Origin of the sequence: Paraburkholderia pallida (assembly GCF_004524855.1) — a bacterium.
In the GTDB taxonomy this organism is placed as follows: Bacteria; Pseudomonadota; Gammaproteobacteria; order Burkholderiales; family Burkholderiaceae; genus Paraburkholderia; species Paraburkholderia oxyphila.
Genome location: NZ_CP038148.1, coordinates 1,711,046 through 1,734,552, shown reverse-complemented (window position 1 = coordinate 1,734,552; position 23,507 = coordinate 1,711,046). Strand labels below are relative to the sequence as shown.

The 23,507-nt window shown below is 67.0% G+C and carries 21 protein-coding genes; 9 read left to right on the top strand and 12 right to left on the bottom strand.

The window, feature by feature from the left end:
* Positions 1-11: 11 nt before the first annotated feature.
* The 5 genes from fabD to E1956_RS07855 all read right to left on the bottom strand — a co-directional run bounded on the left by fabD (position 12) and on the right by E1956_RS07855 (position 4,338).
* Complete coding sequence (fabD, locus tag E1956_RS07875; protein ID WP_134748102.1) at positions 12-950, bottom strand: ACP S-malonyltransferase; 939 nt, start codon at positions 948-950, stop codon at positions 12-14.
* 122 nt (positions 951-1,072) lie between these two features.
* Positions 1,073-2,062 carry a beta-ketoacyl-ACP synthase III gene (locus tag E1956_RS07870; RefSeq protein WP_134748101.1) on the bottom strand — a complete coding sequence of 330 codons (990 nt, stop codon included), beginning with the start codon at positions 2,060-2,062 and terminating at the stop codon, positions 1,073-1,075.
* Complete coding sequence (plsX, locus tag E1956_RS07865) at positions 2,062-3,207, bottom strand: phosphate acyltransferase PlsX (protein ID WP_134748100.1); 1,146 nt, start codon at positions 3,205-3,207, stop codon at positions 2,062-2,064. Before plsX ends, E1956_RS07870 begins: the two co-directional genes overlap by 1 nt.
* Before the next feature lie 147 nt (positions 3,208-3,354).
* Complete coding sequence (gene rpmF, locus E1956_RS07860; RefSeq protein ID WP_018441573.1) at positions 3,355-3,534, bottom strand: 50S ribosomal protein L32; 180 nt, start codon at positions 3,532-3,534, stop codon at positions 3,355-3,357.
* A gap of 132 nt (positions 3,535-3,666) precedes the next feature.
* Entirely contained in the window at positions 3,667-4,338 is a 672-nt protein-coding gene (locus E1956_RS07855) for a YceD family protein (RefSeq protein WP_134748099.1), read from the bottom strand.
* Between the two features lie 458 nt (positions 4,339-4,796).
* Here E1956_RS07855 and E1956_RS07850 point away from each other — a divergent pair, with 458 nt between their 5' ends.
* A complete protein-coding gene (locus E1956_RS07850; protein ID WP_134748098.1) occupies positions 4,797-5,444 on the top strand; it encodes a Maf-like protein in 648 nt (215 codons plus the stop codon).
* Positions 5,441-6,163, top strand: coding sequence for an SAM-dependent methyltransferase (locus E1956_RS07845; protein ID WP_134748097.1), 723 nt, complete (start codon positions 5,441-5,443; stop codon positions 6,161-6,163). The genes E1956_RS07850 and E1956_RS07845 overlap by 4 nt, the downstream gene beginning before the upstream one ends.
* 105 nt (positions 6,164-6,268) lie before the next feature.
* Here the strand turns inward: E1956_RS07845 and E1956_RS07840 are convergent, their stop codons facing one another.
* The 4 genes from E1956_RS07840 to E1956_RS07825 all read right to left on the bottom strand — a co-directional run bounded on the left by E1956_RS07840 (position 6,269) and on the right by E1956_RS07825 (position 9,574).
* Positions 6,269-7,294 carry a S49 family peptidase gene (locus E1956_RS07840; protein ID WP_134748096.1) on the bottom strand — a complete coding sequence of 342 codons (1,026 nt, stop codon included), beginning with the start codon at positions 7,292-7,294 and terminating at the stop codon, positions 6,269-6,271.
* A gap of 16 nt (positions 7,295-7,310) precedes the next feature.
* Positions 7,311-7,724: a Rieske (2Fe-2S) protein gene (locus E1956_RS07835; RefSeq protein ID WP_134748095.1), complete on the bottom strand. Its 414-nt coding sequence runs from the start codon at positions 7,722-7,724 to the stop codon at positions 7,311-7,313.
* Positions 7,721-8,380: an HAD-IIIA family hydrolase gene (locus E1956_RS07830; RefSeq protein ID WP_134748094.1), complete on the bottom strand. Its 660-nt coding sequence runs from the start codon at positions 8,378-8,380 to the stop codon at positions 7,721-7,723. Before E1956_RS07830 ends, E1956_RS07835 begins: the two co-directional genes overlap by 4 nt.
* Before the next feature lie 156 nt (positions 8,381-8,536).
* Entirely contained in the window at positions 8,537-9,574 is a 1,038-nt protein-coding gene (locus E1956_RS07825) for an RluA family pseudouridine synthase (protein WP_134748093.1), read from the bottom strand.
* 896 nt (positions 9,575-10,470) lie between these two features.
* On the opposite strand from E1956_RS07825, the gene E1956_RS07820 reads away from it, so the two are divergent.
* The 7 genes from E1956_RS07820 to E1956_RS07790 all read left to right on the top strand — a co-directional run bounded on the left by E1956_RS07820 (position 10,471) and on the right by E1956_RS07790 (position 19,240).
* The gene (locus tag E1956_RS07820) at positions 10,471-13,800 is read left to right on the top strand and encodes an Rne/Rng family ribonuclease (protein ID WP_134748092.1); all 3,330 of its coding nucleotides are present in this window, start codon (positions 10,471-10,473) and stop codon (positions 13,798-13,800) included.
* 434 nt (positions 13,801-14,234) lie between these two features.
* Positions 14,235-15,002, top strand: coding sequence for a L,D-transpeptidase (locus E1956_RS07815; RefSeq protein WP_167759983.1), 768 nt, complete (start codon positions 14,235-14,237; stop codon positions 15,000-15,002).
* A gap of 151 nt (positions 15,003-15,153) precedes the next feature.
* Positions 15,154-16,266, top strand: coding sequence for a GTP 3',8-cyclase MoaA (moaA, locus tag E1956_RS07810; RefSeq protein WP_134748090.1), 1,113 nt, complete (start codon positions 15,154-15,156; stop codon positions 16,264-16,266).
* A 7-nt stretch (positions 16,267-16,273) separates the two neighbouring features.
* Positions 16,274-16,909: a molybdenum cofactor guanylyltransferase MobA gene (mobA, locus tag E1956_RS07805; protein WP_134748089.1), complete on the top strand. Its 636-nt coding sequence runs from the start codon at positions 16,274-16,276 to the stop codon at positions 16,907-16,909.
* Positions 16,910-17,011: 102 nt separating this feature from the next.
* Positions 17,012-18,382, top strand: coding sequence for a molybdopterin molybdotransferase MoeA (gene moeA / locus E1956_RS07800; RefSeq protein WP_134748088.1), 1,371 nt, complete (start codon positions 17,012-17,014; stop codon positions 18,380-18,382).
* An 85-nt stretch (positions 18,383-18,467) separates the two neighbouring features.
* Complete coding sequence (locus E1956_RS07795) at positions 18,468-18,743, top strand: DUF3566 domain-containing protein (protein ID WP_027817320.1); 276 nt, start codon at positions 18,468-18,470, stop codon at positions 18,741-18,743.
* A complete protein-coding gene (locus E1956_RS07790) occupies positions 18,743-19,240 on the top strand; it encodes a GNAT family N-acetyltransferase (protein WP_134748087.1) in 498 nt (165 codons plus the stop codon). Before E1956_RS07795 ends, E1956_RS07790 begins: the two co-directional genes overlap by 1 nt.
* A 96-nt stretch (positions 19,241-19,336) precedes the next feature.
* Here E1956_RS07790 and E1956_RS07785 read toward each other — a convergent pair whose 3' ends face one another.
* The 3 genes from E1956_RS07785 to E1956_RS07775 form a co-directional block, all read right to left on the bottom strand.
* Complete coding sequence (locus E1956_RS07785) at positions 19,337-20,878, bottom strand: DNA recombination protein RmuC (protein WP_134748086.1); 1,542 nt, start codon at positions 20,876-20,878, stop codon at positions 19,337-19,339.
* A complete protein-coding gene (locus E1956_RS07780; protein WP_028215968.1) occupies positions 20,875-21,864 on the bottom strand; it encodes a 2-hydroxyacid dehydrogenase in 990 nt (329 codons plus the stop codon). The genes E1956_RS07785 and E1956_RS07780 overlap by 4 nt, the downstream gene beginning before the upstream one ends.
* Before the next feature lie 188 nt (positions 21,865-22,052).
* Positions 22,053-23,492 (bottom strand): sodium:proton antiporter, encoded by a 1,440-nt coding sequence (locus tag E1956_RS07775; protein ID WP_134750442.1) that lies wholly within the window; start codon positions 23,490-23,492, stop codon positions 22,053-22,055.
* Positions 23,493-23,507 lie beyond the last annotated feature (15 nt).

Sequence of the window (23,507 nt, the reverse complement as noted above, 5' to 3'; positions counted from 1 at the left end):
GATGCTGCGGCTCAGGCCTTGAGCAGCGCGAGCGCTTCCTCGAGCGACTTCGGATCGGCCACCGAGGCACCGGCCAGATTGCCGTCGATACGCTTGGTGAGGCCCGCGAGCACCTTGCCGGGACCGCATTCGATCACGTGCGTCGCGCCCTGCGCGGCAATCGCCTTCACGCACTCGACCCAGCGCACCGGGCCCGCGGCCTGACGCACCAGCGCATCGCGGATCTTCGCGGGATCGGTTTCGAAAGCCACGTCGACATTGTTCACGACCGGGATTTGCGGTGCGTTGAGCGTGACGTTCGCGAGGTACTCGCGCAACTGGTCCGAAGCGGGCTTGAGCAGCGACGAGTGAAACGGCGCCGAAACCGGCAGCGGCAGCGCGCGCTTGGCGCCCTTGCTCTTGGCGATCTCGCAGGCCTTTTCGACCGCGCCCTTGTGGCCGGCGATCACGACCTGCGCCGGCGCGTTGAAGTTCACGGCTTCGACCACGCCGCCGCTTGCCGCGGCAGCTTCGGTGCAAACGGCGCGCACGGTGTCGTCGTCGAGGCCGAGCACGGCGGCCATGCCGCCCTCGCCCACCGGCACCGCGCTTTGCATCGCCTGCGCACGGAAGCGCACGAGCGGCACGGCGTCGCGGAACGCGAGCACGCCTGCGGCCACGAGCGCCGTGTATTCGCCGAGGCTATGGCCCGCGACGATTGCCGGCGCCGGGCCGCCCGCCGCTTGCCACGCGCGATAGACGGCGTAGGCGGCGGTGAGCATGACCGGCTGCGTGTTGGTGGTGAGATTGAGTTCTTCGGCGGGGCCTTCGGCGATCAGCTTGCCGAGGTCCTGGTTCAGCGCGTCGGACGCTTCCTTGAGCGTCTCGCGCACGATGGCGGTGTCGCCAAAGGCGTCGAGCATGCCGACGGCCTGCGAGCCTTGTCCGGGAAAAACGAACGCGAATTTCATAACGTCCCCAATATTCGATCAATACGGATGGGCGATGCGCTCCGATCTACCGCTCTCGAGCCGCGCGCATCGCACGCGCGGCCTTTGAATGCGGGAGCGCGAAAGCCCCTTCCAGGGTCGGGTCAGAAGCGGATGACGGAGGCGCCCCAGGTAAAGCCGCCGCCGACGCCTTCGATCAGCACGTTGTGGCCACGCTTGATGCGGCCGTCGCGCACCGCGACGTCGAGTGCGAGCGGAATCGAAGCCGCCGAGGTATTGCCGTGCTCGCCAACGGTGACCACCATGCGCTCGGCAGGCAGGCCGAGCTTGCGGCAGGTGCCCTGCATGATGCGGATGTTGGCCTGGTGCGGGATCAGCCAGTCGACCTGGTCGGCGGTGAGTTGCGCCTTTTCGAGCGCCTCGATCGCGACCTTTTCAAGCACGTTCACGGCGAGCTTGAACACGGCCTGGCCGTCCATATGCAGGAACGCGTTGCCGGCGATCACGCCGCCGTTCACGTTGCCCGGCGTGCAGAGGATGTGCGCGTAGCTGCCGTCCGCGTGCAGCGCGCTCGAAAGCACGCCCGGTTCATCAGAAGCCTGCAGCACGATCGCGCCCGCGCCATCGCCGAACAGCACACAGGTCGTGCGGTCCTTGAAGTCGAGAATACGCGAGAAGGTTTCCGCGCCCACCACGAGCGCCGTCTTGTGCTGGCCACTGCGAATCAGGCTGTCGGCCACCGAAACGGCGTACGCGAAGCCCGAGCAGACGGCCTGCACGTCGAACGCCGCGCCGTGATTACGAATGCCGAGCTTGTTCTGCAGCAAGCAGGCAGTGCTCGGAAATACGAAATCGGGCGTGGAAGTGGCGACAATGATGAGATCGATCGATTGCGGGTCGACGTCGGCAGCTGCGATCGCGCGCTGCGAAGCGGCAAGCGCCAGATCGCTGGTCGTGACGTCGGGCGCCGCGAAGTGGCGCGCGTGAATGCCCGTGCGGGCGACGATCCACTCGTCGCTCGTCTCGACGCCTTGTGCGGCAAGCCGTTCGGCCAGATCCTGGTTGGTGACGCGCTCGGGCGGAAGGAAACTGCCCGTGCCAAGCACGCGGGAATAGAGAGTCGATTGAGCCATTATGCCTTCGAGGATGATGCGGCGCCGGGCGGCAAACCGCCCGCCGTCTGACCGGGTGAGCTCGCGGATGGACTCGCGGACGGCTCCTCGGGAGCCCTTGCGGCGGCACTGTTCTGGCCGCCGGCCGCCTGTTCGAGTGAACTGGCGTTTTCTTCCATGGCGCGCGCGAGACGCTCCAGCACGCCATTTTTGACGGCATCATACCCGCGTTTGATCGCCCACTCAAACGCATAGGCGTCGGCGGAGCCATGGCTCTTGAAGACGAGGCTCTTCAGGCCGAGCAGCGCGGCGCCATTGTACTGGCGGTGATCGACGCGCTTCTTGAAGCGCATGAGCACCGGCAGCGCGGTGATCGCCATGAGCTTCGTGAGCCACGAGCGGCCGAACTCTTCCTTGATCATGTCGTTGAGCATCTGCGCGAGGCCCTCCGACGTTTTCAGCGCGACATTCCCAACGAAACCGTCACAGACGATGACGTCGACGGTGCCCTTGTAAATGTCGTTGCCTTCCACGTTGCCGCGGAAGTTCAGCGTGCTCGCGCGCAGCAGTTCGCCCGCGCGCTTGATGGTCTCGTTGCCCTTGATGACTTCTTCGCCGATATTCAGGAGCCCGATGGTCGGGCGCTCCTTGCCTTCGAGCGCGGCAACGAGGGCGTGGCCCATCTCGGCGAATTGCAGCAGGTGCTGAGGTTCGCAATCGACGTTCGCGCCGAGGTCGAGCATCGTCGTGTAGCCGCGCGGATTGGGCAACGCGAACGCGATGGCCGGCCTCTCGATGCCGGGCAGCGTCTTGAGCACGTAGCGCGAGACGGCCATGAGCGCACCGGTGTTGCCGGCCGAGACGCAGGCCTGCGCCTCGCCCTCTTTCACGCGATTGAGCGCGACGCGCATCGACGAGTCTTTCTTCTTGCGAAGGGCGACTTCGACCGGATCGTCCATTTCGACGACCTCGGTGGCGGGAACGACGGAAAGTGCGGGGAGGTCCAGCGCCTTCAGCTTCTTGAGCTGGGCGCGGATCGCCGTCTCGATGCCCACCAGTAGCAGTCGCGCGTCGGGATGCGAGCGGACGAAATTGACTGCGGCAGGGACCGTTACGGACGGACCGTGGTCGCCTCCCATGCAATCTATCGTGAGCGTAACAGTCATGGAATGCGACGGATTTCAGGCACAAAAAAGCGGCAGTTGAATGCCGCCTTTTTTGCCGAGCCGAAAAATTGTCAAGCGAACAGAATCGCCATGTGCGGCGCTGCCTGGAAACCCGTTTCCGGGTTGCCGCGCCGCACGCTGGAACGATTAGTCGTTCTTGGTCTTGACGACTTTCTTGCCGCGGTAGTAGCCGTTCGGGCTGATGTGGTGACGCAGATGCACTTCACCCGTGCTCGGCTCGACAGCCAGCGGTGCGCCCGTGAGGAAATCGTGCGAGCGGTGCATACCGCGCTTCGACGGCGACTTCTTGTTTTGTTGAACTGCCATGATAACTCCTGAAAATTTTCCGAATTCTAACACAGCCCGATCCGGCCGCCGCCACCCTTGGGGGATAGCCGGACTCCGGGACTGGGCCCACGAATTGATACTGCACGCCACCTGCAGCCACTCAGTAAAAACTCAGTGCTTGCTGCCGGGACCGTCCTTCTTGAGCGATTCGAGCGCCGCAAACGGGTTGACGCGCTCTTCCGGCTCGATTTCCTGCTCCGGCACGTCGTCGACGGAATCCACGCCCTCCGCGCCGTCGGCACCCGAGGCAAGGCTTTCGTGAATTTCCGGACAAACTTCGTGCTTCGGCACGAGCGGCAGCGAGAGCAACAACTCCTCTTCGATCAAGTCGACGAGATCGAAATGGCGCGAGCCCACAATCACATCGAATTCATCGTGGTCGAGCGGGAACTCGTCCGCCTCTTCTTCCGTCTGGACGATGCGGAAGACGGTGTCCGCGTGGAACGCCTGCTCGTAAGGAGCGAGGCAACGCTGACACGTAAGCCATGCGCCACCGTGAATCGCGAGCCGCAGATACGGCTGCGGCCCCTCGGTGCCGTCGTCCTGCAATTCCTGTTGCTTGAAGCCTTCGGCCTGCCACGTGAACGCGGTGTCGCGGTCTGGCGCCTCGGCCGGGACTTCGTTTAGCATGCGCGGCAGCTGCGAGAGACGCACCGTGCCCGAGGCACTGCGGCCGCTACGCGCGAATTCGAAGATATCGAGATCGCGCGGATTGAGTGCGCTCTTGTCCTGCGCGCCCTTTTCCAATGCGGCGCCGGCAGGCTTGCCAGGATGTTCGGTCATTGCGCTCTCCTGCTCCAGAAGTACGGCCTGCAGACCATGGCAGGCGCAAAAAGCCAGACCATGCTGCCAAGCTGCATTCTTGATCTACCCGCTTGCAGCACCTGCTTCAATCGGCTCCGGTACGCTCAGGAACGCCGAGCCACGGATTGCCGCTCTCTTTTAACGCACGTTTCAGACATTGGCCAAAGGTGTTGACCAGCGCTTACTCAAGACGCGCGAAGCGAGCGTACCGATGAAAAGCCCAAAATCATAACGTCTTTATCTTTGCGAGTCAAACACTTAAGCTCACGCTCGCAAGCCTCTGTGCGGCTTGAGTATTTAGGCAAAATCATCAGCAAGGCCGGACGGGGCGCAACGAAATCCGCCCCCGTTTTTAACCGCGCCTGTTGCGAAAGCGATTGCCGAATGCCTTGCCCCCGAGCCGCCGCCCTACGACCCATTCTCACGATCCGACCATCATGCAGGATACCGCCGCACCTGTCCCACAGACGGGCCGCCCCGTGCTGATTCTCGCCTCCAGCTCGCGCTACCGCCGCGAGCTGCTCGAGCGCCTGCGCATTCCTTTCGAGACCGCCGTGCCCGCCATCGACGAAACGCCGCAGCCCGGCGAAACGCCCGAAGCCACGGCGCTGCGCCTCGCCGAGGCCAAGGCCCGCGCCGTGGCCGCCGCCCTGCCGGCCGGCGCCGGGCGCGCGCTCGTGATCGGCTCCGACCAGGTGGCCACCTTCGACGGACACCAGATCGGCAAACCGGGCACGCACGAGCGCGCGCTCGAACAACTGCGCGCCATGCGCGGCCGCGAAGTGTTGTTCCATAGTGCGCTCAGTCTGCTCGACACCGCTACTGGCCAAACGGATACCGTCGATGTCGTGACCAAAGTCCGCTTTCGCGACCTCCCCGACGCGGCGCTCGACGCCTATCTGCGGGCCGAGCAGCCCTACGACTGCGCGGGCAGCGCGAAATCGGAGGGGCTTGGCATCGTGCTTCTCGAAGCGATCGAGTCCGACGATCCCACTGCCCTGATCGGCCTGCCGCTCATCGCGCTCACGCGCATGCTGCTCGCCGCCGGCTATCCGCTACTGGCGCCTCAGGAGGCTCAGCCATGACCACGGGCACGCTCTACCTGATCCCGAATACGCTCGGCGAAGGCGACGACGCCGCGCTTGCCGCCGTCCTGCCCGCGCCCGTGCGCGAGCGCGCGGGCACCCTGGCGAGCTATATCGGCGAGAACGCCAAGACCACGCGCGCGTTCCTGAAGCGCGTCGGCACCACGCGGCCGATCCAGGAGATCGAGATTCGCGAGCTCAACGTCAACACGCCCGCGGGCGAGATCGACAAGCTGCTCGCGCCGCTCCTGGCCGGCATCGACACGGGGCTTGTCTCCGAAGCCGGCGTGCCCGCCGTGGCCGATCCGGGCGCCCTGCTGGTGCGGCGCGCGCACGAGCGCGGCATCAAGGTCGTGCCGCTGGTCGGGCCGAGCTCGATCCTGCTCGCGCTGATGGCCTCGGGCCTGAACGGCCAGAGCTTCGCGTTCCACGGCTACTTGCCCGTCGATGCGAACGAGCGCACGAAGAAGCTGCGCGAGCTCGAACAGACCTCACGCAAGGCGAAGCAGACGCAGATCTTCATCGAAACGCCCTATCGCAACCGCACGCTGCTCGACGCGCTGCTCGCTTCCTGCGCACCCTCCACGCTCGTGTGCGTGGCCGTCGATCTCACGCTGCCCACCGAGACGATCGTGAGCCGTGCCGTGTCCGAATGGAAGAAGAAACCGGCGCCCGAGCTGCACAAGCGGCCCGCGATCTTCCTGATGCTGGCGAACTGAGCGCACATCGGCGCTTGATCGAGTCCACGCCTGCTGAAAACGCAACGGCCGCTGTGTATCAGACAGCGGCCGTTTTTACATCGGCATGAGCCCCAAAGCGGCGGATCAGTGCAGCGAGACCTTTCCGGCCGAGATCAGCGAATGCACGGCCGCCGAGCCGATGCTCGCGCCGAAGCGCTTCGCCACGCGGTCGGTGATGCCCTGCTTGACCGTGTAATCGATGATGTCCGGCGCCTTGATGACTTCGCGCGCGACGTAGTCGTTGTCGCCGAAGCCGTCTGCGAGGCCGAGCTCGACGCTCTTCTGGCCGGTCCAGAAGAGGCCCGAGAAGACGTCCGGCGAATCCTTCAGGCGCTGGCCGCGGCCCGCCTTCACGGCGTCGATGAACTGCTGGTGGATCTGGTCGAGCATCTCCTGCGCATGCGCGTCCATCTTCGGCGTATCGGGCGAGAACGGGTCGTAGAAGCCCTTGTTCTCGCCCGAGGTGCGCAGGCGGCGCTGGACGCCGAGCTTGTCCATCAGACCCGTGAAGCCGAAGCCGTCCATCAGCACGCCGATCGAGCCGACAATGCTGGCCTTGTTGACATAGATCTTGTCGGCCGCGGCGGCGACGTAATAGCCGCCCGAAGCGCACATGTCGCCCACCACCACGTAAAGCGGAATGGCCGGGTATTTCTTGCGCAGCCGGTGGATCTCGTCGTTGATGATGCCTGCCTGCACCGGCGAGCCGCCGGGGCTGTCGATGTGCAGGATCACGCCAGCGGTGCCGTCGTCGTCGAAGGCGCTGTCGAGCGCGCTGTTGATGTCGTCGGCGTTGGCTTGCGTATCCGACGAAATCTCGCCGTCGAGCGTGACGAGCGCCGTGTGGCGGCCGCCGCTGTCCACGCGCGCGCCGGAAAGATCGAGGAGGCTCCACGCGATCACCGCCAGCACCGCAAGAAACGCGAAGCGGAAAAAGATCCTCCAGCGCCGCGCCGCGCGCTGCTCGTTGATCGCGGCTAGCGCAATGCGCTCGAGCGCCTCGCGCTCCCAGCCGGGCTTGCCACCGTCGGCGCCTGGGGCGCTGCCGGACTTCCCGGCGGGCGCGGGACGCGCCGGCTCGTTGGGATCAGGGGTCAGATTGTCGGACATGCGTGGGCAATGGAGATCAGGATGGGGTCGGACTCAAATCGTCGTCCGGCAACCAGAATACCGCACGGCCCTCGGGCGTGTCGCGTTCCTCGACACGAACCGGGCGCAGCCGCGCGCCGCGGCACGGGCCGCCCACGCACTTGCCCGTGTCGGGCTGATAGATCGCGCCGTGCGTCGCGCACATGATGTAGAGCCCCGACGACTCGAAGAACTGCCCTTCGACCCAGTCAAGCTCCATCGGCACATGCGCGCAACGGTTCAGGTAACCGTACACCTCACCGCCGTACCGCACGAAGAACACCACGGCGTCGCCACCCACGTAACTCGCGTTCATGCGCTGGCCGGCGCCGCCCTCGATGAGCTCTTCGGCGGCGCACACGCGCACGGGGGCATGCTGCGCCGTCGCATTCGTCTGCGGGTGCGCGCTCATGCGTGCTCCCTCAGCCAGGTGGCGAGCGCCGCCACGTCCGGCGCGATGTAGCGCGGCGCGAGCACCTCCAGCGCACCCGACGAATGGGCGCCGTAGGCCACGCCCACGCCCGCCGCGCCGGCGTTCGCGGCCATCTGCAGATCGTGGGTCGTGTCGCCGATCATCACCGTGCGGTGAAGATCCTGCCCCAATTCGCGCGTGAGTTCCTGCAGCATGGCCGGATGCGGCTTCGAGAAGGTCTCGTCTGCGCAGCGCGTGCCGTCGAACAGGCTCGTGAGCCTGGCGTCGGCGAGCGCGCGGTTCAACCCGACCCGGCTCTTGCCGGTCGCCACCGCGAGCAGATAGCCCGTGTCGCGCAGTTCGGCGAGCATCTCGCGCACGCCCGAGAACAGCTCGGTTTGCTGATCCTTCAGCAGGTAATGGATGCGGTAGCGCTCCACGAGGCGCGGATAGTCGGCGGGATCGAGCGTGGGCGCGGCGATCTGCAGCGCCTCGCGCAAGCCCAGGCCGATCACGTAGCTCGCGGCCTCGTCACCGGGCACAGGCAGCCCCAGGTCGCGGCATGCGGCCTGGATGCTGCGCGTAATGTGGGCGGTCGAGTCCATCAGCGTACCGTCCCAGTCGAACACAATCAGGTCAAATTGCTCTCGGGCCATGCGGTCCTTCTCCAAACACTGTTGTTCTTGAGTCCGGTTTGCTCCCCGGTTCATTGTGGCGCCGCTCGTGCCGTTCATGGCGGCGCCGGGCGTGATGTCCAGCGTAACGCCGCGCGCCGCTTCGATCGCCGCTTCGATCAGCGCTTCGCCGTGCCCTCATTCAGGTAGCGCAGTGGCGTGGCCTTCGCCTTCTCCCGTCGCTTCGCGCTGCGCGCGCAGCTCGCCGACGAAGCGGCGCAGCTCGGGCGGCAGCGGCGCCTCGAATTGCAGCGGCGCGCCCGTGATCGGGTGCGTGAGCTTGAGCCGGTGCGCATGCAGGAACATGCGCTTGACGCCGGGTTTCGCGCCGTTGCGCGCGAGCGCCTTGTTGAGCGCGAAGTCGCCGTACTTGGCGTCGCCGACGATCGGCAGGCCCAGATGGGCCAGGTGCACGCGGATCTGATGCGTGCGGCCGGTCTTGAGCTCGGCCTCGACGAGCGCGTAGCCGGGCCAGCGCTCGACGAGATTGAACACTGTATGTGACGGCAGCCCGTCGGGCTGCACGCGCACGCGGCGCTCGCCTTCCGGGGTCAGATACTTATGGAGCGGCTCCTTGACGGCGCGCCGGCGACCCCAGTCGCTTGCCCATTCCCCGTGGACGCACGCGTAATAGCGCTTGTCCGTCTTGTTCTCGCGCATCTGCTCGTGCAGGCCGACCAGTGCCGAGCGCTTCTTCGCGAGCATCAGCACGCCGGAAGTCTCGCGGTCGAGCCGGTGCACGAGTTCGAGAAATTTGGCGTTCGGCCGCGCTTCGCGCAACTGCTCGATCACGCCGAAGGCCACCCCGCTGCCGCCATGCACGGCCACCCCAGCGGGCTTGTCGATGACGAGCATCGCATCGTCCTCGTAAAGCACGCTGAATTCCGCCGCGGGCACGCTCGCCGCGCCCGCGGGCTCGCTTGGCTGCGCCACGCGCATGGGCGGCACGCGCACGAGATCGCCGAGTTCGAGCCGGTACTGCGCGTCGATTCGCCCCTTATTCACGCGCACTTCCCCGCTGCGCAGAATGCGATAGATGTGGCTCTTCGGCACGCCCTTGCAGACGCGCAGCAGGAAATTGTCGATCCGCTGACCGGCGGCGCCTTCGTCGATCTCGACGAACGAAACCTGGTCGCTCGCGACCTGATTCTGGGATATTTTGCCTAACTCTTTCATTCTGAATATAATTTGCCCAGCGCTAACGCGACGGCAGGCCAAACGGCCAAAAAGTTCCTGATTCGCCCGACTCATACCCAAGGGCAGTTCTTCGGGATCTTGAACCGCGCAGCATGCGCAGGCGGCAAGCGATAAACGGATATTTTACTTGCGCCCGGGGCTGGTTGCTCACCCCGTCTGAAGAGATGCAACGAGTTGCACGCACGGAAATCCGCGCACGGCAGGGACGGCGCCCACAGGCACGTTCGGTCGAGACGGACTCCGACGGTAACGGAAGGTTGGTATAAAGAATTCATCCGGTGCGTCGCGCCGCGCGGTCGACATGATTCGAAGCGACCGCAGCCCGACGCGCCGGTGGCGAAAATACGGCGAGCGCCCGAAGCGTCCCGGCAATGTGCGGGACATGGCGACGTCAAAAGTGGCGAGACATCCCGAGGGGGAAGGCGGGCGTTCCTGAAAGCTTCCCGTGTGCGGCATGTGCTTGATGCTTGATGCCGCAAAGCAGATCCAGCCGGCAGCGCGCGTAGTTCGCGGCTGCGGCCCATGGCCTGTCGTGGTCGTGCATGGCGCGCTTTGCCGCCTGCGCACGCAACCCATAGCGACCAGGCGGCGGGCGGATCGGAAGCGCAGGAAGCCAGTGCCGTCGTTCTTTCCGCGGCACGTCTTGTCGCTTGTTGAAGACGTATTTCGCATGAGCCCACGCGGCCCGTCCCTGGCAACGCAACGCCAGACCGGGCGCCCGAAAGGCAATTCTCCCCGCCATCGTTCCTGCTCCAGCGTGCTTGTGAAAACACCATAAGGCGCGGCTTGCCGCTGCCCGTCCCTGTGCTGCCCGTCGAAGCGTCGGGCGCCTCAAAGGGCCAGGGCCGCGCGCGTTGCCGCACTGGAGCCGTTCAATGAAACGAATGTTGTTCAACGCGACGCAGCAGGAAGAGCTGCGCGTCGCCATCGTCGATGGACAGAAGCTCATCGACATCGACATCGAAACCGCCGGGCGCGAACAGCGCAAAGGCAACATTTACAAGGGCATCGTCACGCGCATCGAGCCGTCGCTCGAAGCGTGTTTCGTCAACTACGGCGAGGACCGCCACGGCTTCCTGCCGTTCAAGGAAGTCGCCCGCCAGTACTTCCGCGAAGGCATCGACATGCGCGGCGCGCGCATTCAGGACGCCCTCAAGGAAGGCCAGGAACTGATCGTCCAGGTCGAGAAGGAAGAGCGCGGCAACAAGGGCGCCGCCCTCACCACCTTCATCTCGCTCGCCGGCCGCTACCTCGTCCTCATGCCGAACAACCCGCGCGGCGGCGGCGTCTCGCGCCGCATCGAGGGTGACGACCGTCAGGAGCTGCGCGAAACCATGGCGCAGCTGCAACTGCCCGAGGGCATGAGCATCATCGCGCGCACGGCCGGCATCGGCCGCTCCGCCGAAGAGCTTCAGTGGGACCTGAACTACCTGCTGCAACTGTGGCGCGCCATCGAAGCCGCGTCGCAGGCCGGCCAGTCTGGCCAGCCGATGCTGATCTACCTGGAATCGAGCCTCGTCATTCGCGCGATCCGCGACTACTTCCAGCCCGACATTGGCGAAATCCTCATCGACACCACCGAGATCTATGACCAGGCACGCGCCTTCATGGATATCGTGATGCCGGACAATGTCAATAAGGTGAAGCGGTACCACGATGACGTGCCGCTGTTCTCGCGTTTCCAGATCGAGCACCAGATCGAGACGGCGTACTCGCGCACGGTGCCGCTGCCCTCGGGCGGCGCGATCGTGATCGACCACACCGAAGCACTGGTCGCCATCGACGTGAACTCGGCGCGCGCCACCAAGGGCGCCGACATCGAGGAAACCGCCGCGCGCACCAACCTCGAAGCCGCCGACGAAGTCGCGCGCCAGCTGCGTCTGCGCGACCTGGGCGGCCTGATCGTGATCGACTTCATCGACATGGAGTCGGCCAAGAGCCAGCGCGAAGTCGAGCAGCGCCTGAAGGACGCGCTGCGCCACGACCGCGCCCGCGTGCAGATGGGCAAGATCTCGCGCTTCGGCCTGATGGAGCTCTCGCGTCAGCGCCTGCGCCCGGCCCTCTCGGAAGGCAGCCACGTCACCTGCCCGCGCTGTAACGGCACGGGTCATATCCGCGATACGGAATCGTCGGCGCTTCAGGTCCTGCGCATCATCCAGGAAGAAGCGATGAAGGAAAACACCGCGGCGATCCACTGCCAGGTGCCGGTCGAAGTGACCGCCTTCCTGCTCAACGAAAAGCGCGCCGAGATCAACAAGATCGAGTCGCGCTTCAAGGTCGGCGTCGTCCTGATCCCGAACAAGCACCTCGAAACGCCGCACTACAAGCTCGAGCGCCTGCGTCACGACGACACCCGCCTCGACGACCCGCGCGCCTCCTGGAAGATGGCTGAAGAGGCCGCGCGCGAGCTCGAGTCGGAGACCGGTTACAGCAAGCGCACCGCCGAAGCCAAGCCGAAGCAGGAAGCCGCGGTGAAGGGCATCACGCCCGAGCGTCCGGCACCCACCGCACAGGTCAAACCGGTCGAAGCCACTCCCGTGGGCGCGCCGGTTGCAGCCGCGCCGGCAGGCGGCGGCGGCTTCTTCGCGTTCATCAAGCGTCTCTTTGGCGGCGCACCGGCTGCAGCCCCCGCTCCGGCTCCGGTCGAGCAGCAGGAAAAGGCCGCCCGTCCGGCACGCGAAGCCCGCACCGAGCGCGGCGAGAAAGCCGGCGCTGGGGCCGGCTCCGCCGACCGCAACCGCAACCGCCGCAGCGGCGGCCGCGACGCGGCCGGCCGTGGCGAGGCCGCGGGCGGCACGCGCACCGGCCAGCCGTCGGCGCGCCGCGAAGAACGCGAGCCGCGTGAAGCCCGTGAGGGTCGCGAAGGCCGTGAAGGCCGCGCCACCCGCGAGCCGCGTGAACCCCGCGAGGCACGTGAGGCACGTGAATCCCGTGAGCCGCGCGAACAACGCGAATCGCGTGAGGCACGCGAAAGCCGCGAGCCCCGCGCCGAGCGCGAGCAGCGCATCGAGCGCGTCGAGCGCGGTCAGGAACGCAGCGAGACCGCAGAAGCCGCTCCGCGCGCCGAGCGCCAGGAGCGAGGCGAGCGCCGTGAGCGCGGCGAACGCGCCGAGCGTGGCGAACGCCGACGCCAGCAGCCGGCCGAAGCCGCCGAGGCGCAGGAAGCACGCCTCGACGCCGCCAGCACTGAAGCCGACACCGCGGAAGCAGCCCAGGCCGCCCTCACCGACGGCGTGACCCACGCCGGTGCCGAGGACGACGGCGCAACGCCGCAAGGTGAAGAGCGCCGCCGCCGCCGCCGCGGCCGCCGCGGTGGTCGCCGCGAGCGCGATGCGGAAGGCACGCAAGGGCTCGAAGGCGCCGCTGACGCCGATGAAGGCAGCGACGAAAGCACCGACGAAGCGGCTGTTGCAGCGCCTGCGGGCGAGCATGCTGCCGAGCACGTCGAAGCCCAGGCTGAAGCCCGTGCGCCGGAAGCCGTCGTTCACGCTTCCGGTGCCGAAGCTGTGGTCGTGACCACCCTGCCGGTCGCAACCGCCGCCGCTGCCGAAGCCGCACAAGCGGAGCAGCCGGCCCAACCGGCGCAAGTGATCGAAACGTCGTCCGCCGAAACGTCGGTCGCCGTGACGGCCACGCCGGTCGCGCCGGTCGAGACCCAGGCTGAGGCTGCTGCCGAAGCGGTGGCGCCTGCTGTCGCGCCGGTTGCGCCGGTCGTCGAGCCGGTTGCTGCTGTCACGCCGGTTGAAGCCGAGCCGGCCCAGCCTGTCGCTGCGCCGGTGGCCGAAGCCGCAACGCCTGCGGCGCCCGTCGTGGAAAGCGCTGCTGCCGAAGCGCTGCCCGTTCGCGAAGACCGCGTCGAAGCGCCGGCCGCACCGGCTGCCGAGCCGGCTGTCGTCGCTCAACCCGAGCCGGTCGAAACGCGCGTCGAAGCGGTTGTGGCGCAGGCCGAAACCGCAACGGTGGTTGTCGAAACCGCGACCCAGCGTCAGACGCAAGCCGGCGCGGCCGTCACGGCCGACACGCTGCGTCCGATGCTGGAATCGGCTGGCCTCGAGTGGGTCAACACCGACGTCGTCAAGCTGCGCGCCGCGCAGGACGCCGCCGCGCAAGTGGTGAAGCCCGCGCGTGTACCGCGCGAGCGCAAGCCGCTGCCGCCGGCCGACAGCGCACCGATGCAACAGGTGGAGACGACCCGCCAGCCGTAAGCACCGCGCGAACGCTGCCTGGGCCGATTGACGGCGCAGGCAGCCAGCCATGCTGATCTGCACCCCAAAAGTTGGCCATCGGCCCAACCTTTGGGGTGTTTTTCATTGGAAGGACGGACCAGCAACCAGGCGAAAGACACAACAGCCTGGAATGCGGGCAAGCCCAAATGCGACTGTGTGACACAGGATCCGGGCAACTCGGATTGCAACTGGCTTGACACATAGCCAGCAATCCTTCGTATGCGGTCGTGAAAGCGAGTCGAAACACCTACCATGGCGCCTGGTGAGGCTAGCGTCACATGACGCGCCCATTTCTGGAAAAGTGACGATGCGGCGCTGAAAGTCCCGCGTTTGGAGGTTCAATGTCGGGGCACACATGGATTCGTCGGGGCATGGTGGCGGGTACGCTCGTGGCGACAGGAGCCGTAGCCGTCATGGCGATCGGTGCCGGTAACTCACCGGCGGCATATCGCGCCGACAAGACACCCCCTGGCATCACGCCTCCCGCCGTAACGGCAACCTCTCCGTCGCCTGGTGCAGAGGCCCTCCCCACCAACTCGAAGATCGCAACAGCGGATGCCTTGGCCACCCCTGCGCCGCCCACGACCCAAGCTATGACACCGGCCCGGGTGACGCTGCCTCCCGCCGGGACGCCCATGCCCGACGCGATCAAAATGATCCAGGATCAAGCGACCATTGCGCTCGCCGCAAACCCGGCCGTAGAGCCGCACGACGCGCTCGGTGGTCCCCCGGTCCTTCCGGTGGGTTTTGACTTTAGCGCGGCAAGCCCGCCTGCCACTGCGCCGAGCGAGTGCACCAAGGCAAAGCGGATCGTTTGCGTCGATAAAACCACCTATACCGCCACGGTGTATGAAGGCGGCAAGCCGCAATGGGCGTTTTACATTCGTCCGGGGGACGCGCGGGGTCCCCGATATCTGACGGGCGAAGGCTACGGCCGGATTACCCACAAGAGTCGTCATCACGTGTCCAGCATTTATGGCACGCCCATGCCGTATGCGATGTTTATCTCGTGGGACGCCTCCCCCGCCACCGGTGAAGCCTTCCATTTGTCATACCAGTTCCAGTCGGAAGGCTATTACGGGGCAAGCCACGGATGTATGGGCGTGGGTTCCGAAGCCGCCATGAAGCGACTCTGGGACACCAGCCCCAAAGGGACACGGGTATTCGTCTATCGCACCTGAAGGCGCGTGACAGGGCGTCGCCGCGAGGTTGATGCGCCGCCGGGAACCGTGAGCATCGCTGCCGACAACCAGGCTCCAGCTGATATATCAAATTGGTCATGGGCGAAGCGCGGTTGGGCTAAAATCGAGCTATCGCGAGTACGAGCCCACCATGTCCCGACGCATCATCCCTGTTGCCGACGTCCGTTCGCTGCCGCCCAGCCCGGCCGCGGAGGCCGTGCGCGCGCCGTCCGGCGAGCTGTTCGACACCCTCGCGCGACCGCTGCACGACCTGCGCATCTCGGTGACGGACCGCTGCAACTTCCGCTGCGTCTACTGCATGCCGCGCGCGGTTTTCGACAAGGACTACCCGTTCCTGCCGCATTCCGCACTGCTTTCGCTCGAAGAAATCGAACGTCTTGCGCGGCTTTTCGTCGCGCATGGCGTCACCAAGATTCGCCTGACCGGGGGCGAGCCGCTCCTGCGCAAGAACATCGAATTCCTGATCGAGCGTCTCGCGAAGCTGCGCACGCCGGCGGGCGAGCCGCTCGACCTCACGCTCACGACCAATGGCTCGCTGCTCGCACGCAAGGCGCGCGCATTGCGCGACGCGGGCCTCACACGTGTCACGGTGAGCCTCGACGCGCTCGACGACGCCCTCTTTCGCCGCATGAACGACGCCGACTTCTCGGTCGCCGACGTGCTCGAAGGCATTGCCGTCGCGCAAGCCGTGGGGCTCTCGCCGCTCAAGGTCAACATGGTCGTCAAGCGCGGCACCAACGACAGCGAGATCGTGCCGCTCGCGCGCCACTTCCGCGGCTCGGGCGTGACCTTGCGCTTTATCGAGTACATGGACGTGGGCACCTCGAACGGCTGGAACATGACCGAGGTCCTGCCGTCGGCCGACGTGGTCGCACGCATCGCCGAGCACTTCCCGCTCGTTCCGCTCGAAGCGCACAACGCCGCCGAAACCGCGCAGCGCTGGGGCTACTCGGACGGCGCCGGCGAAATCGGCGTGATTTCGAGCGTCACGCGTGCGTTCTGCGGCGACTGCACGCGCGCGCGCCTCTCGACCGAAGGCAAGCTGTATCTGTGCCTGTTCGCCACGATGGGCTACGACCTGCGCGCGTTGCTGCGCGGCGAGGCGAGCGACGCCGCCATCTCGGCCGCGATCGCGCAGATCTGGGAGCAGCGTGCCGACCGCTATTCGCAGTTGCGTGGCAGCGACGCCGCCCCGGCTGTGGGCGAAGAGCGCCGCATCGAAATGTCCTATATCGGCGGCTGATACGCCGATGCCCGCGACCTCGCCTGCCCCCGCCATCCCCGCCGCCGCCCTCACCGGCCTCGTGCTCGCGGGCGGCCGCGGCCAGCGCATGGGCGGCGTCGACAAAGGCCTGCAGCGCCTGCACGGCAAGCCGCTCGCCGCGCATGTGCTGGCGCGCCTGGCGCCTCAGGTGGGCGCCCTCGCCATCAGCGCGAACCGCAACCGCGATGTCTATGCCGAACTCGGCGCACCGTGGCAGGCGCAGGTGATCGCCGATACGCTGCCCGACTACCCCGGCCCGCTCGCGGGACTGCTTGCCGGCCTGCGTGCGGCCCGCACCGAATGGCTGTTGAGCGCACCCTGCGACTCGCCCTGGCTGCCTGCCGACCTCGGTGCGAGGCTGGCCGAAGCGGCCCGCGCGCAAGACACGCTGATCGCCACGGCAACGACGGCGAACGCGGCCGGCGAAGTGAGCCTGCACCCCGTTTTCGCGCTCGTCCACACCTCGCTCGCCAGCGACCTCGCGGCGTTTCTGGACGCGGGCGAGCGCAAGGTGCGTGCGTGGTACGCGCGCCACACGGCGGCCGAAGTGGCCTTTGCCGACGAGCGTGCGTTTTACAATGTCAATTCCTTACAGGAACTTGCCGACCTCGACCGTGCCTGACGAGCGCCACCGGCTTGACCGCCACCGCCCGCCACCGGCCTGATGCACGTCCCCCAGGACGATCGCCGCACCCATCGTGCGGATGCGACGCTTCTCCACTCCATGACCACGCTTAACAGTATTTCCGGTAGCGCAGGAAGCCTTAGCCAGTTCGATCCTCAAGCCTTGCCCGTCAGCGCCGCCCAGGCCATCGTGCTCCAGTGGGTGACGCCGCTCGTGCAGAGCGAGCGCGTGCCGTTGCGCGATGCGCTCGCGCGCGTGCTCGCCGGGGACGTGATCTCGCCGATCGACGTGCCCGCGCACGACAACTCGGCCATGGACGGCTACGCATTCGACGGCGCGTCGCTGCTGTTACACGATGCCGCACCCAGTGGCGCGACGCTCACGTTGGACGTGGCAGGCAAGGCATTTGCCGGCCATCCGTACACGGGCGCCCTCGCGCCGCGCGCGTGCGTGCGCATCATGACCGGGGCGCCGATGCCCGCGGGCTGCGACACCGTCGTACCGCAGGAGCGCGTGGAGCGCAGCGGGAGCACGGAGGGAGCAGCCGCCGCCGCGGAGTCGCTCACTGAACCCGTCACCGAATCGATTACTTTCCACGCCGACACCGTGACGCCCGGCGCGAACCGCCGCCGCAAGGGCGAAGATCTCGCGCGCGGCAACGCGGCGCTGCGTGCGGGCCGCGTGCTGCGCGCGAGCGACATCGGCTTGCTGGCCTCGCTCGGCATCGTCGACGTGGCGGTGCGGCGGCGCCTGCGCGTGGCGTACTTCTCGACCGGCGACGAATTGCGCTCGCCCGGCGAGCCGCTCGACGCCGGCTGCATTTACGACAGCAATCGCTACACGCTTGGCGCGATGCTCCAGCGCCTGAACGTCGAGCCGATCGACCTCGGCGTGGTGCGCGACGACCCCGAATCGCTGGCCGCCACGCTCAAGGCAGCCGCCGAAAGCGCCGACGTCGTGTTGACCTCGGGCGGCGTCTCGGTCGGCGAAGCCGATTTCACGCGCACCCAACTGCAGACGCTCGGCGACGTGTCGTTCTGGGGCCTCGCCATGCGCCCGGGCCGCCCGCTCGCGTTCGGCCGCATCTGGTCGGGCGGCCACCCGGGCGTAGGGCGCGCGGCGCTCCTGTTCGGATTGCCAGGCAACCCCGTCGCCACGATGGTCGCGTTCTATCAGATCGTGCGTCCCGCCCTGATCGCGATGTCGGGCGCAACGCCGCAGCCGGTGCCGCTCATCCCGGCACGCTGCGACGCGCCCATCAGGAAGCGCCCGGGCCGCACCGAATTCCAGCGCGGCATTGCCGAACGCGATGCGCAGGGCCAGTGGCGCGTCGCGCCCACGGGCTCGCAAAGCTCCGGCGCGCTCAGCACGATGAGCGAGGCGAACTGCTTCATCGTGCTCGCCCACGAAAGCGCCGACCTCGATGCCGGCGACGCCGTCGACATCATGCTCTTCGACGGTCTCGTCTAGCGCGGCGCGCATGGCCAGCCACCGCAACGTTCAACACAATTCAACGTCGATCAGCGACGTCCCATCGACCTACGGACCGACTCACATGAAAAAACAGATCTCGTTTATCGCCGCCGGGCAGACTGCGAAGGCCCTCATCCTCGTGTACCTGACCTTCAGCGTGCCGGTCGTGCTGCTCGTCGCGGTGGTCGCGTTCTTCCGCTACGGCACCTTCGAGCTCGGCACCGTATTCAGCGCGCTGATCCTCAATGCGATCGTCGGCTTCGTGCTGCTGTGGATCGCCTGCCATCTGTACAACTGGGTCGCCTCGCGCTTCGGCGGCATCGAGATCCATCTCTCCGATGTCCCGGAGGAAGCGTGATGAGCGCCACGATCCGCGCAGCCACGCCCGCCGATGTCAGCGCCATGCACGCGCTGATGTACGAACTCGCCGAATTCGAAAAGCTCACGCACCTCTTCACCGGCACGCCCGAGGGGCTCACCGACGCGCTCTTCGGCGCGCGGCCGTCGGCCGAGGCGCTCGTGGCTGAAGAGGCAGGCCTCATCGTCGGCTATGCGCTGTTCTTCCATAACTACTCGACCTTCCTCGGACGCCGCGGGCTCTATCTCGAAGACCTCTACGTGCAGCCTTCGCAGCGCGGCACGGGACTCGGCACGGCCATGCTGCGCGCGCTCGCGGCCATCGCCGTCGAGCGCCAGTGCGGCCGCTTCGAGTGGACCGTGCTCGACTGGAACGAGCCGGCCATCCGCTTCTACGAGAAGATGGGCGCAACCGTCCTGCCCGACTGGCGCGTGGTGCGCGTGACCGGCGACGCGCTCGACCAGCTTGCGACACCGGCCGAGCGGGTCGCGAGCTAAGCCCCTGCGGCAAGAAAAACGGGCCGTTCGCAGCAATCTGCGGACGGCCCGTTTTTTTGTGTCCCGCTCAATTCGCGCAATCGCGCTGCGTCTGCGTCACTCGTCGCCGTTCTCTGCGTTGTGCAGCACGTCGCCGAGCAGGTTCGACGCCGCCTCCCCGGGCAAGGCCTCGACGTCGCGCAACTTGCGGCTCATCGCTCGCGTGCGGACTTCGGCGGCTTCGATCGAGCGCGTCACCGTCTCCAACTGCGATTTCGTGCGCGCGAGCACGTCGCCGAACTTGCCGAACTCCGTCTTCACCGCGCCGAGCACCTGCCAGACCTCGCTCGAACGCTTCTCGATGGCAAGCGTGCGAAAGCCCATCTGCAGGCTATTGAGCAGCGCCGTCAGCGTGGTCGGGCCCGCGACGCTCACGCGAAAATCTCGCTGCAAGACGTCGGTGAGACCCGGCCGGCGCAGGATCTCGGCATAGAGCCCTTCGGTGGGCAGGAACAGCAGCGCGAAGTCGGTCGTGTGCGGCGGCGCGACGTATTTTTCGGCGATGGTGCGCGCTTCGGCGCGCACGCGGGCCTCGAGCGCGCGGCCCGCCTCCTCGATGCCGGCGGCGTCGGCACGCTCCTGCGCGTCGATGAGCCGCTCGTAGTCCTCACGCGGAAACTTGGCGTCGACGGGCAGCCAGACCGGCGCGCTATCGGAGGCCGAGGCGGACGAGGCGGAAGCGGAGCCGCCGCCCTGCAGCCCGCGCCCCGGCAGCCGGATCGCGAACTCCACGCGCTCGCTGCTGCCCGGCACCGTCGCCACGTTCTTCGCGTACTGGTCGGGCGTGAGCATCTGCTCGAGCAGCGCTTCGAGCTGCACTTCGCCCCACGTGCCGCGCGTCTTCACGTTCGTCAGCACCTTTTTCAGGTCGCCGACACCGGCCGCGAGCGTCTGCATCTCGCCCAGCCCGCGATGGACCTGCTCGAGCCGGTCGGAGACGAGCTTGAACGATTCGCCCAGACGCTGCTCGAGCGTCGCGTGCAGCTTCTCGTCGACGGTGCGGCGCATCTCTTCGAGCTTCGCCGCATTGTTCGCTTCAATGTCCTTCAGCCGCTGTTCCAGCGTCGCGCGCACCTCGGCCAGGCGGCGGTCGTTCGCCTCGGTCAGCTGCACGAGCTGCTGGCCGAGCACGTTGCCGAAATGGCGCAGCGCCTGGCCTTGCTCGTCGCGTGCCTGTTGCGCCTGCAACTGCTGGCTCTGGCGCACGGCGTCGAGCTGCTGCGCGTTGCTCTCGGTGAGCTTCGCGAGCTGCTGCGCGAAGCTGTCGAGCTGGCCGTTCTGCACGGTCGCAATGCTCGTGAGGTGCCCGGCGAGCGCCTGCTGCACCTGTGTGAAGCCGCCGCCGAATTCGCTGCGCGAGGCCTGCGCGGTGCGCGCGATCTCGTTGCGCAGCTCGCGCTCGATGCGCTCGGCCGCGCGCGCCTGCGTGTCGGTCGAACCCGCGATGCGGTCGCTCAGCTGGTCGAGCGCGTCGAGTGTGGCTTCGGCGCGCTCGTCGTCATGCGCGCCACGGCGCGCACGCATCAACGCTACGATCGCGCATAAGAGCGCGAACGCGAGCACGAGCGTCACAACCGCCATCAACGGCATGGCGCTCATGAACGCGCTTTCCCCATCACGTCGGGATTGACCGGATTGGGCGGCTGACCCGCGCGCGGGCCCTCGCCCAGCGCGGCGATCAGATTGTCGGCAGCCAGGTTCGCCATCGCGCGGCGCGTGCCCTCGCTCGCGCTCGCGATGTGCGGCGTGAGCACCACGTTGTCGACCGTGAGCAGCGCCGGGTGCACGCTCGGCTCGCCTTCGAACACGTCGAGGCCCGCGGCGGCGATCTGGCGCGTGCGCAGCGCCTCGGCCAGCGCCGCGTCATCGACGATGCCGCCGCGCGCGATGTTCGTGAGCGTGGCCGTGGGCTTCATCAGCGCGAGCTCGGCCGCGCCGATCGTGTGGTGATTCGCCGGCACATACGGCAGCACGAGCACGACGTGATCGGCCTCCTTGAGGAGCGCCTCTTTCGTGCGGTACTCGGCGTTCAGCTCGGCCTCGATCTCGGGCGCGACGCGCGAGCGGTTGTGATAGATCACGCGCATGTTGAAGCCGCGCGCGCGGCGCGCGAGCGCCTGGCCGATGCGGCCCATGCCGACCACGCCGAGCGTCGAGCCGTGCACGTCCGTGCCCATGAACATGTCGAAGGACCACTTCTGCCACTTGCCCGCACGCAGGAAGTGCTCCGACTCGGCCACGCGGCGCGCGGCCGCCATCATCAGCGCCCAGCCGAAGTCGGCCGTGGTTTCGTTGAGCACGTCGGGCGTGTTGGTGCCCAGAACGTTGGCGGCGTTGAAGGCCGCCATGTCGAAGTTGTTGTAGCCCACCGCCATGTTCGAGACCACGCGCAGGCGCGGCGCCGCGGCCAGCACCGCCGCATCGATCGGCTCGCCCATGGTGAGCGCGCCGTCCTTGTCGGCGAGGCGCGCCTTGAGGGCGTCGGCGGACAGCGTCTCGCCGTTGTTCCAGTCGACGTCGAAATACTGCTTGAGACGATCGATCACGTCGGGAAAGATCGGGCGCGCCACGAGAATCTTTTGCATCGTTGCTCTCCACACTTCAGAGGTTGATCCGCTTGCGTTGCTTTGACCGGGTCGGCCGGTTGCGGCTGTCCGCCATTGTCCCGCGCGAAGGGGCGCCAGCGGAAGCCTGCCGGACGGCTGATGTGCATTCGGCCGCGAATCAGGCCACAGATGGCGGCTAAACCAGCCGCCTGGATGAGCCAGGCGAGCTAGACGAAAAAGAGCCAGGTCGCCATGGCGAACACCGGCAGCAACACCACGCAGGACCAGCCAAGATAGCCGAAGAAGCCCGGCATGCGCACGCCGCGCTGCTGCGCGATCGCCTTCACCATGAAGTTCGGCGCGTTGCCGATATAGGTCATCGCGCCCATCCAGACGGCACCGGCCGAGATGGCCGCGAGCGTTTTCGCGCCGCCTGTCATCAGCGATTGCGCATCGCCGCCCGCGAGATTGAAGAACACGAGATAGGTGGGCGCGTTGTCGAGGAACGACGAGAGCACGCCCGTCGCCCAGAAGTACAGCACCTCGTTGGGGCGCCCCGGCGCGTCGTTCACGAACTGGATCAGCTGCGCGAACGCACCCGCCTCGCCCGCGCGCAGCATCGCAATGACGGGCGTGATCGTCACGAAGATGCCTGCGAACAGCTTCGCGACCTCGGCGATGGGCGCCCAGTCGAAGCCGTTGTCCGCGCGCGCCTTGCGCGACGCGAAGACGAGCGATACGACCGACAACGCGACAAGCCCCACGTCGCGCACGAGATTCTGCAACTCGATGCGCGTGCCCGGCAGCGCGATGCCGATATCCGGCTTCCAGACGCCGCTCATCAGCACAAGCGCGATCGCGAGCGCCAGCAGCACGAAGTTGAACTTGCCACCGACGTGAAGCGGCGGCATATCGGGCGTCGGATCGAGAATCGCCGAGCGCATCTCGCTCGGACGACGGAAGTACCACGAATCGAGCAGCCAGAACGCGGCGAGCAGCACGCCGCAGACGAACAGCATCGGCAGCGCGAGATGCTGCGTAGTCCAGAAGAAACCCACGCCGTTGAGAAAGCCGAGGAAAAGCGGCGGGTCGCCGAGCGGCGTGAGCGAACCGCCTGCATTGGCGGCGAGAAAGATGAAGAACACCACGACGTGAACGTTGTGGCGCCGGTTGTCGTTCGCGCGCAAGAGCGGCCGGATCAGCAGCATCGCCGCGCCGGTCGTGCCCATCACGCTCGCGAGCGCGGTGCCGAGCGCGAGAATCGCCGTGTTCGTGCGCGGCGAGCCGCGCAGATTACCGTACACGCAGATGCCACCCGATATCGTATAGAGCGCGCCGAGCAAAACGATGAACGGCACGTACTCGTCGACGAGCGCATGCAGGAACAGCGGCCAGGTGGCCGCAAACCCGTGCGTCGCCGCGAACGGCAGCAGGAACGCGAGCGCCCAGGCCGCCGAGATCTTGCCGAAGTGGTGATGCCAGAACGTGGCCGCGAACATCGGGAAGAGCGCGATCGACAGCAGCATGCACGCGAACGGGAGGCCCCAGGTCGCGGAAAGCGTCGCGCCGTCCACGCCGGCCGCCTGCGCCGCGGGCGCAATCGTCACGCCGAGTGCCGCGACGATCGCGGCGCCCGCATGGCGTGCGAAAAACGCGAAACAACGCATGGGTCGCCCGGCCCT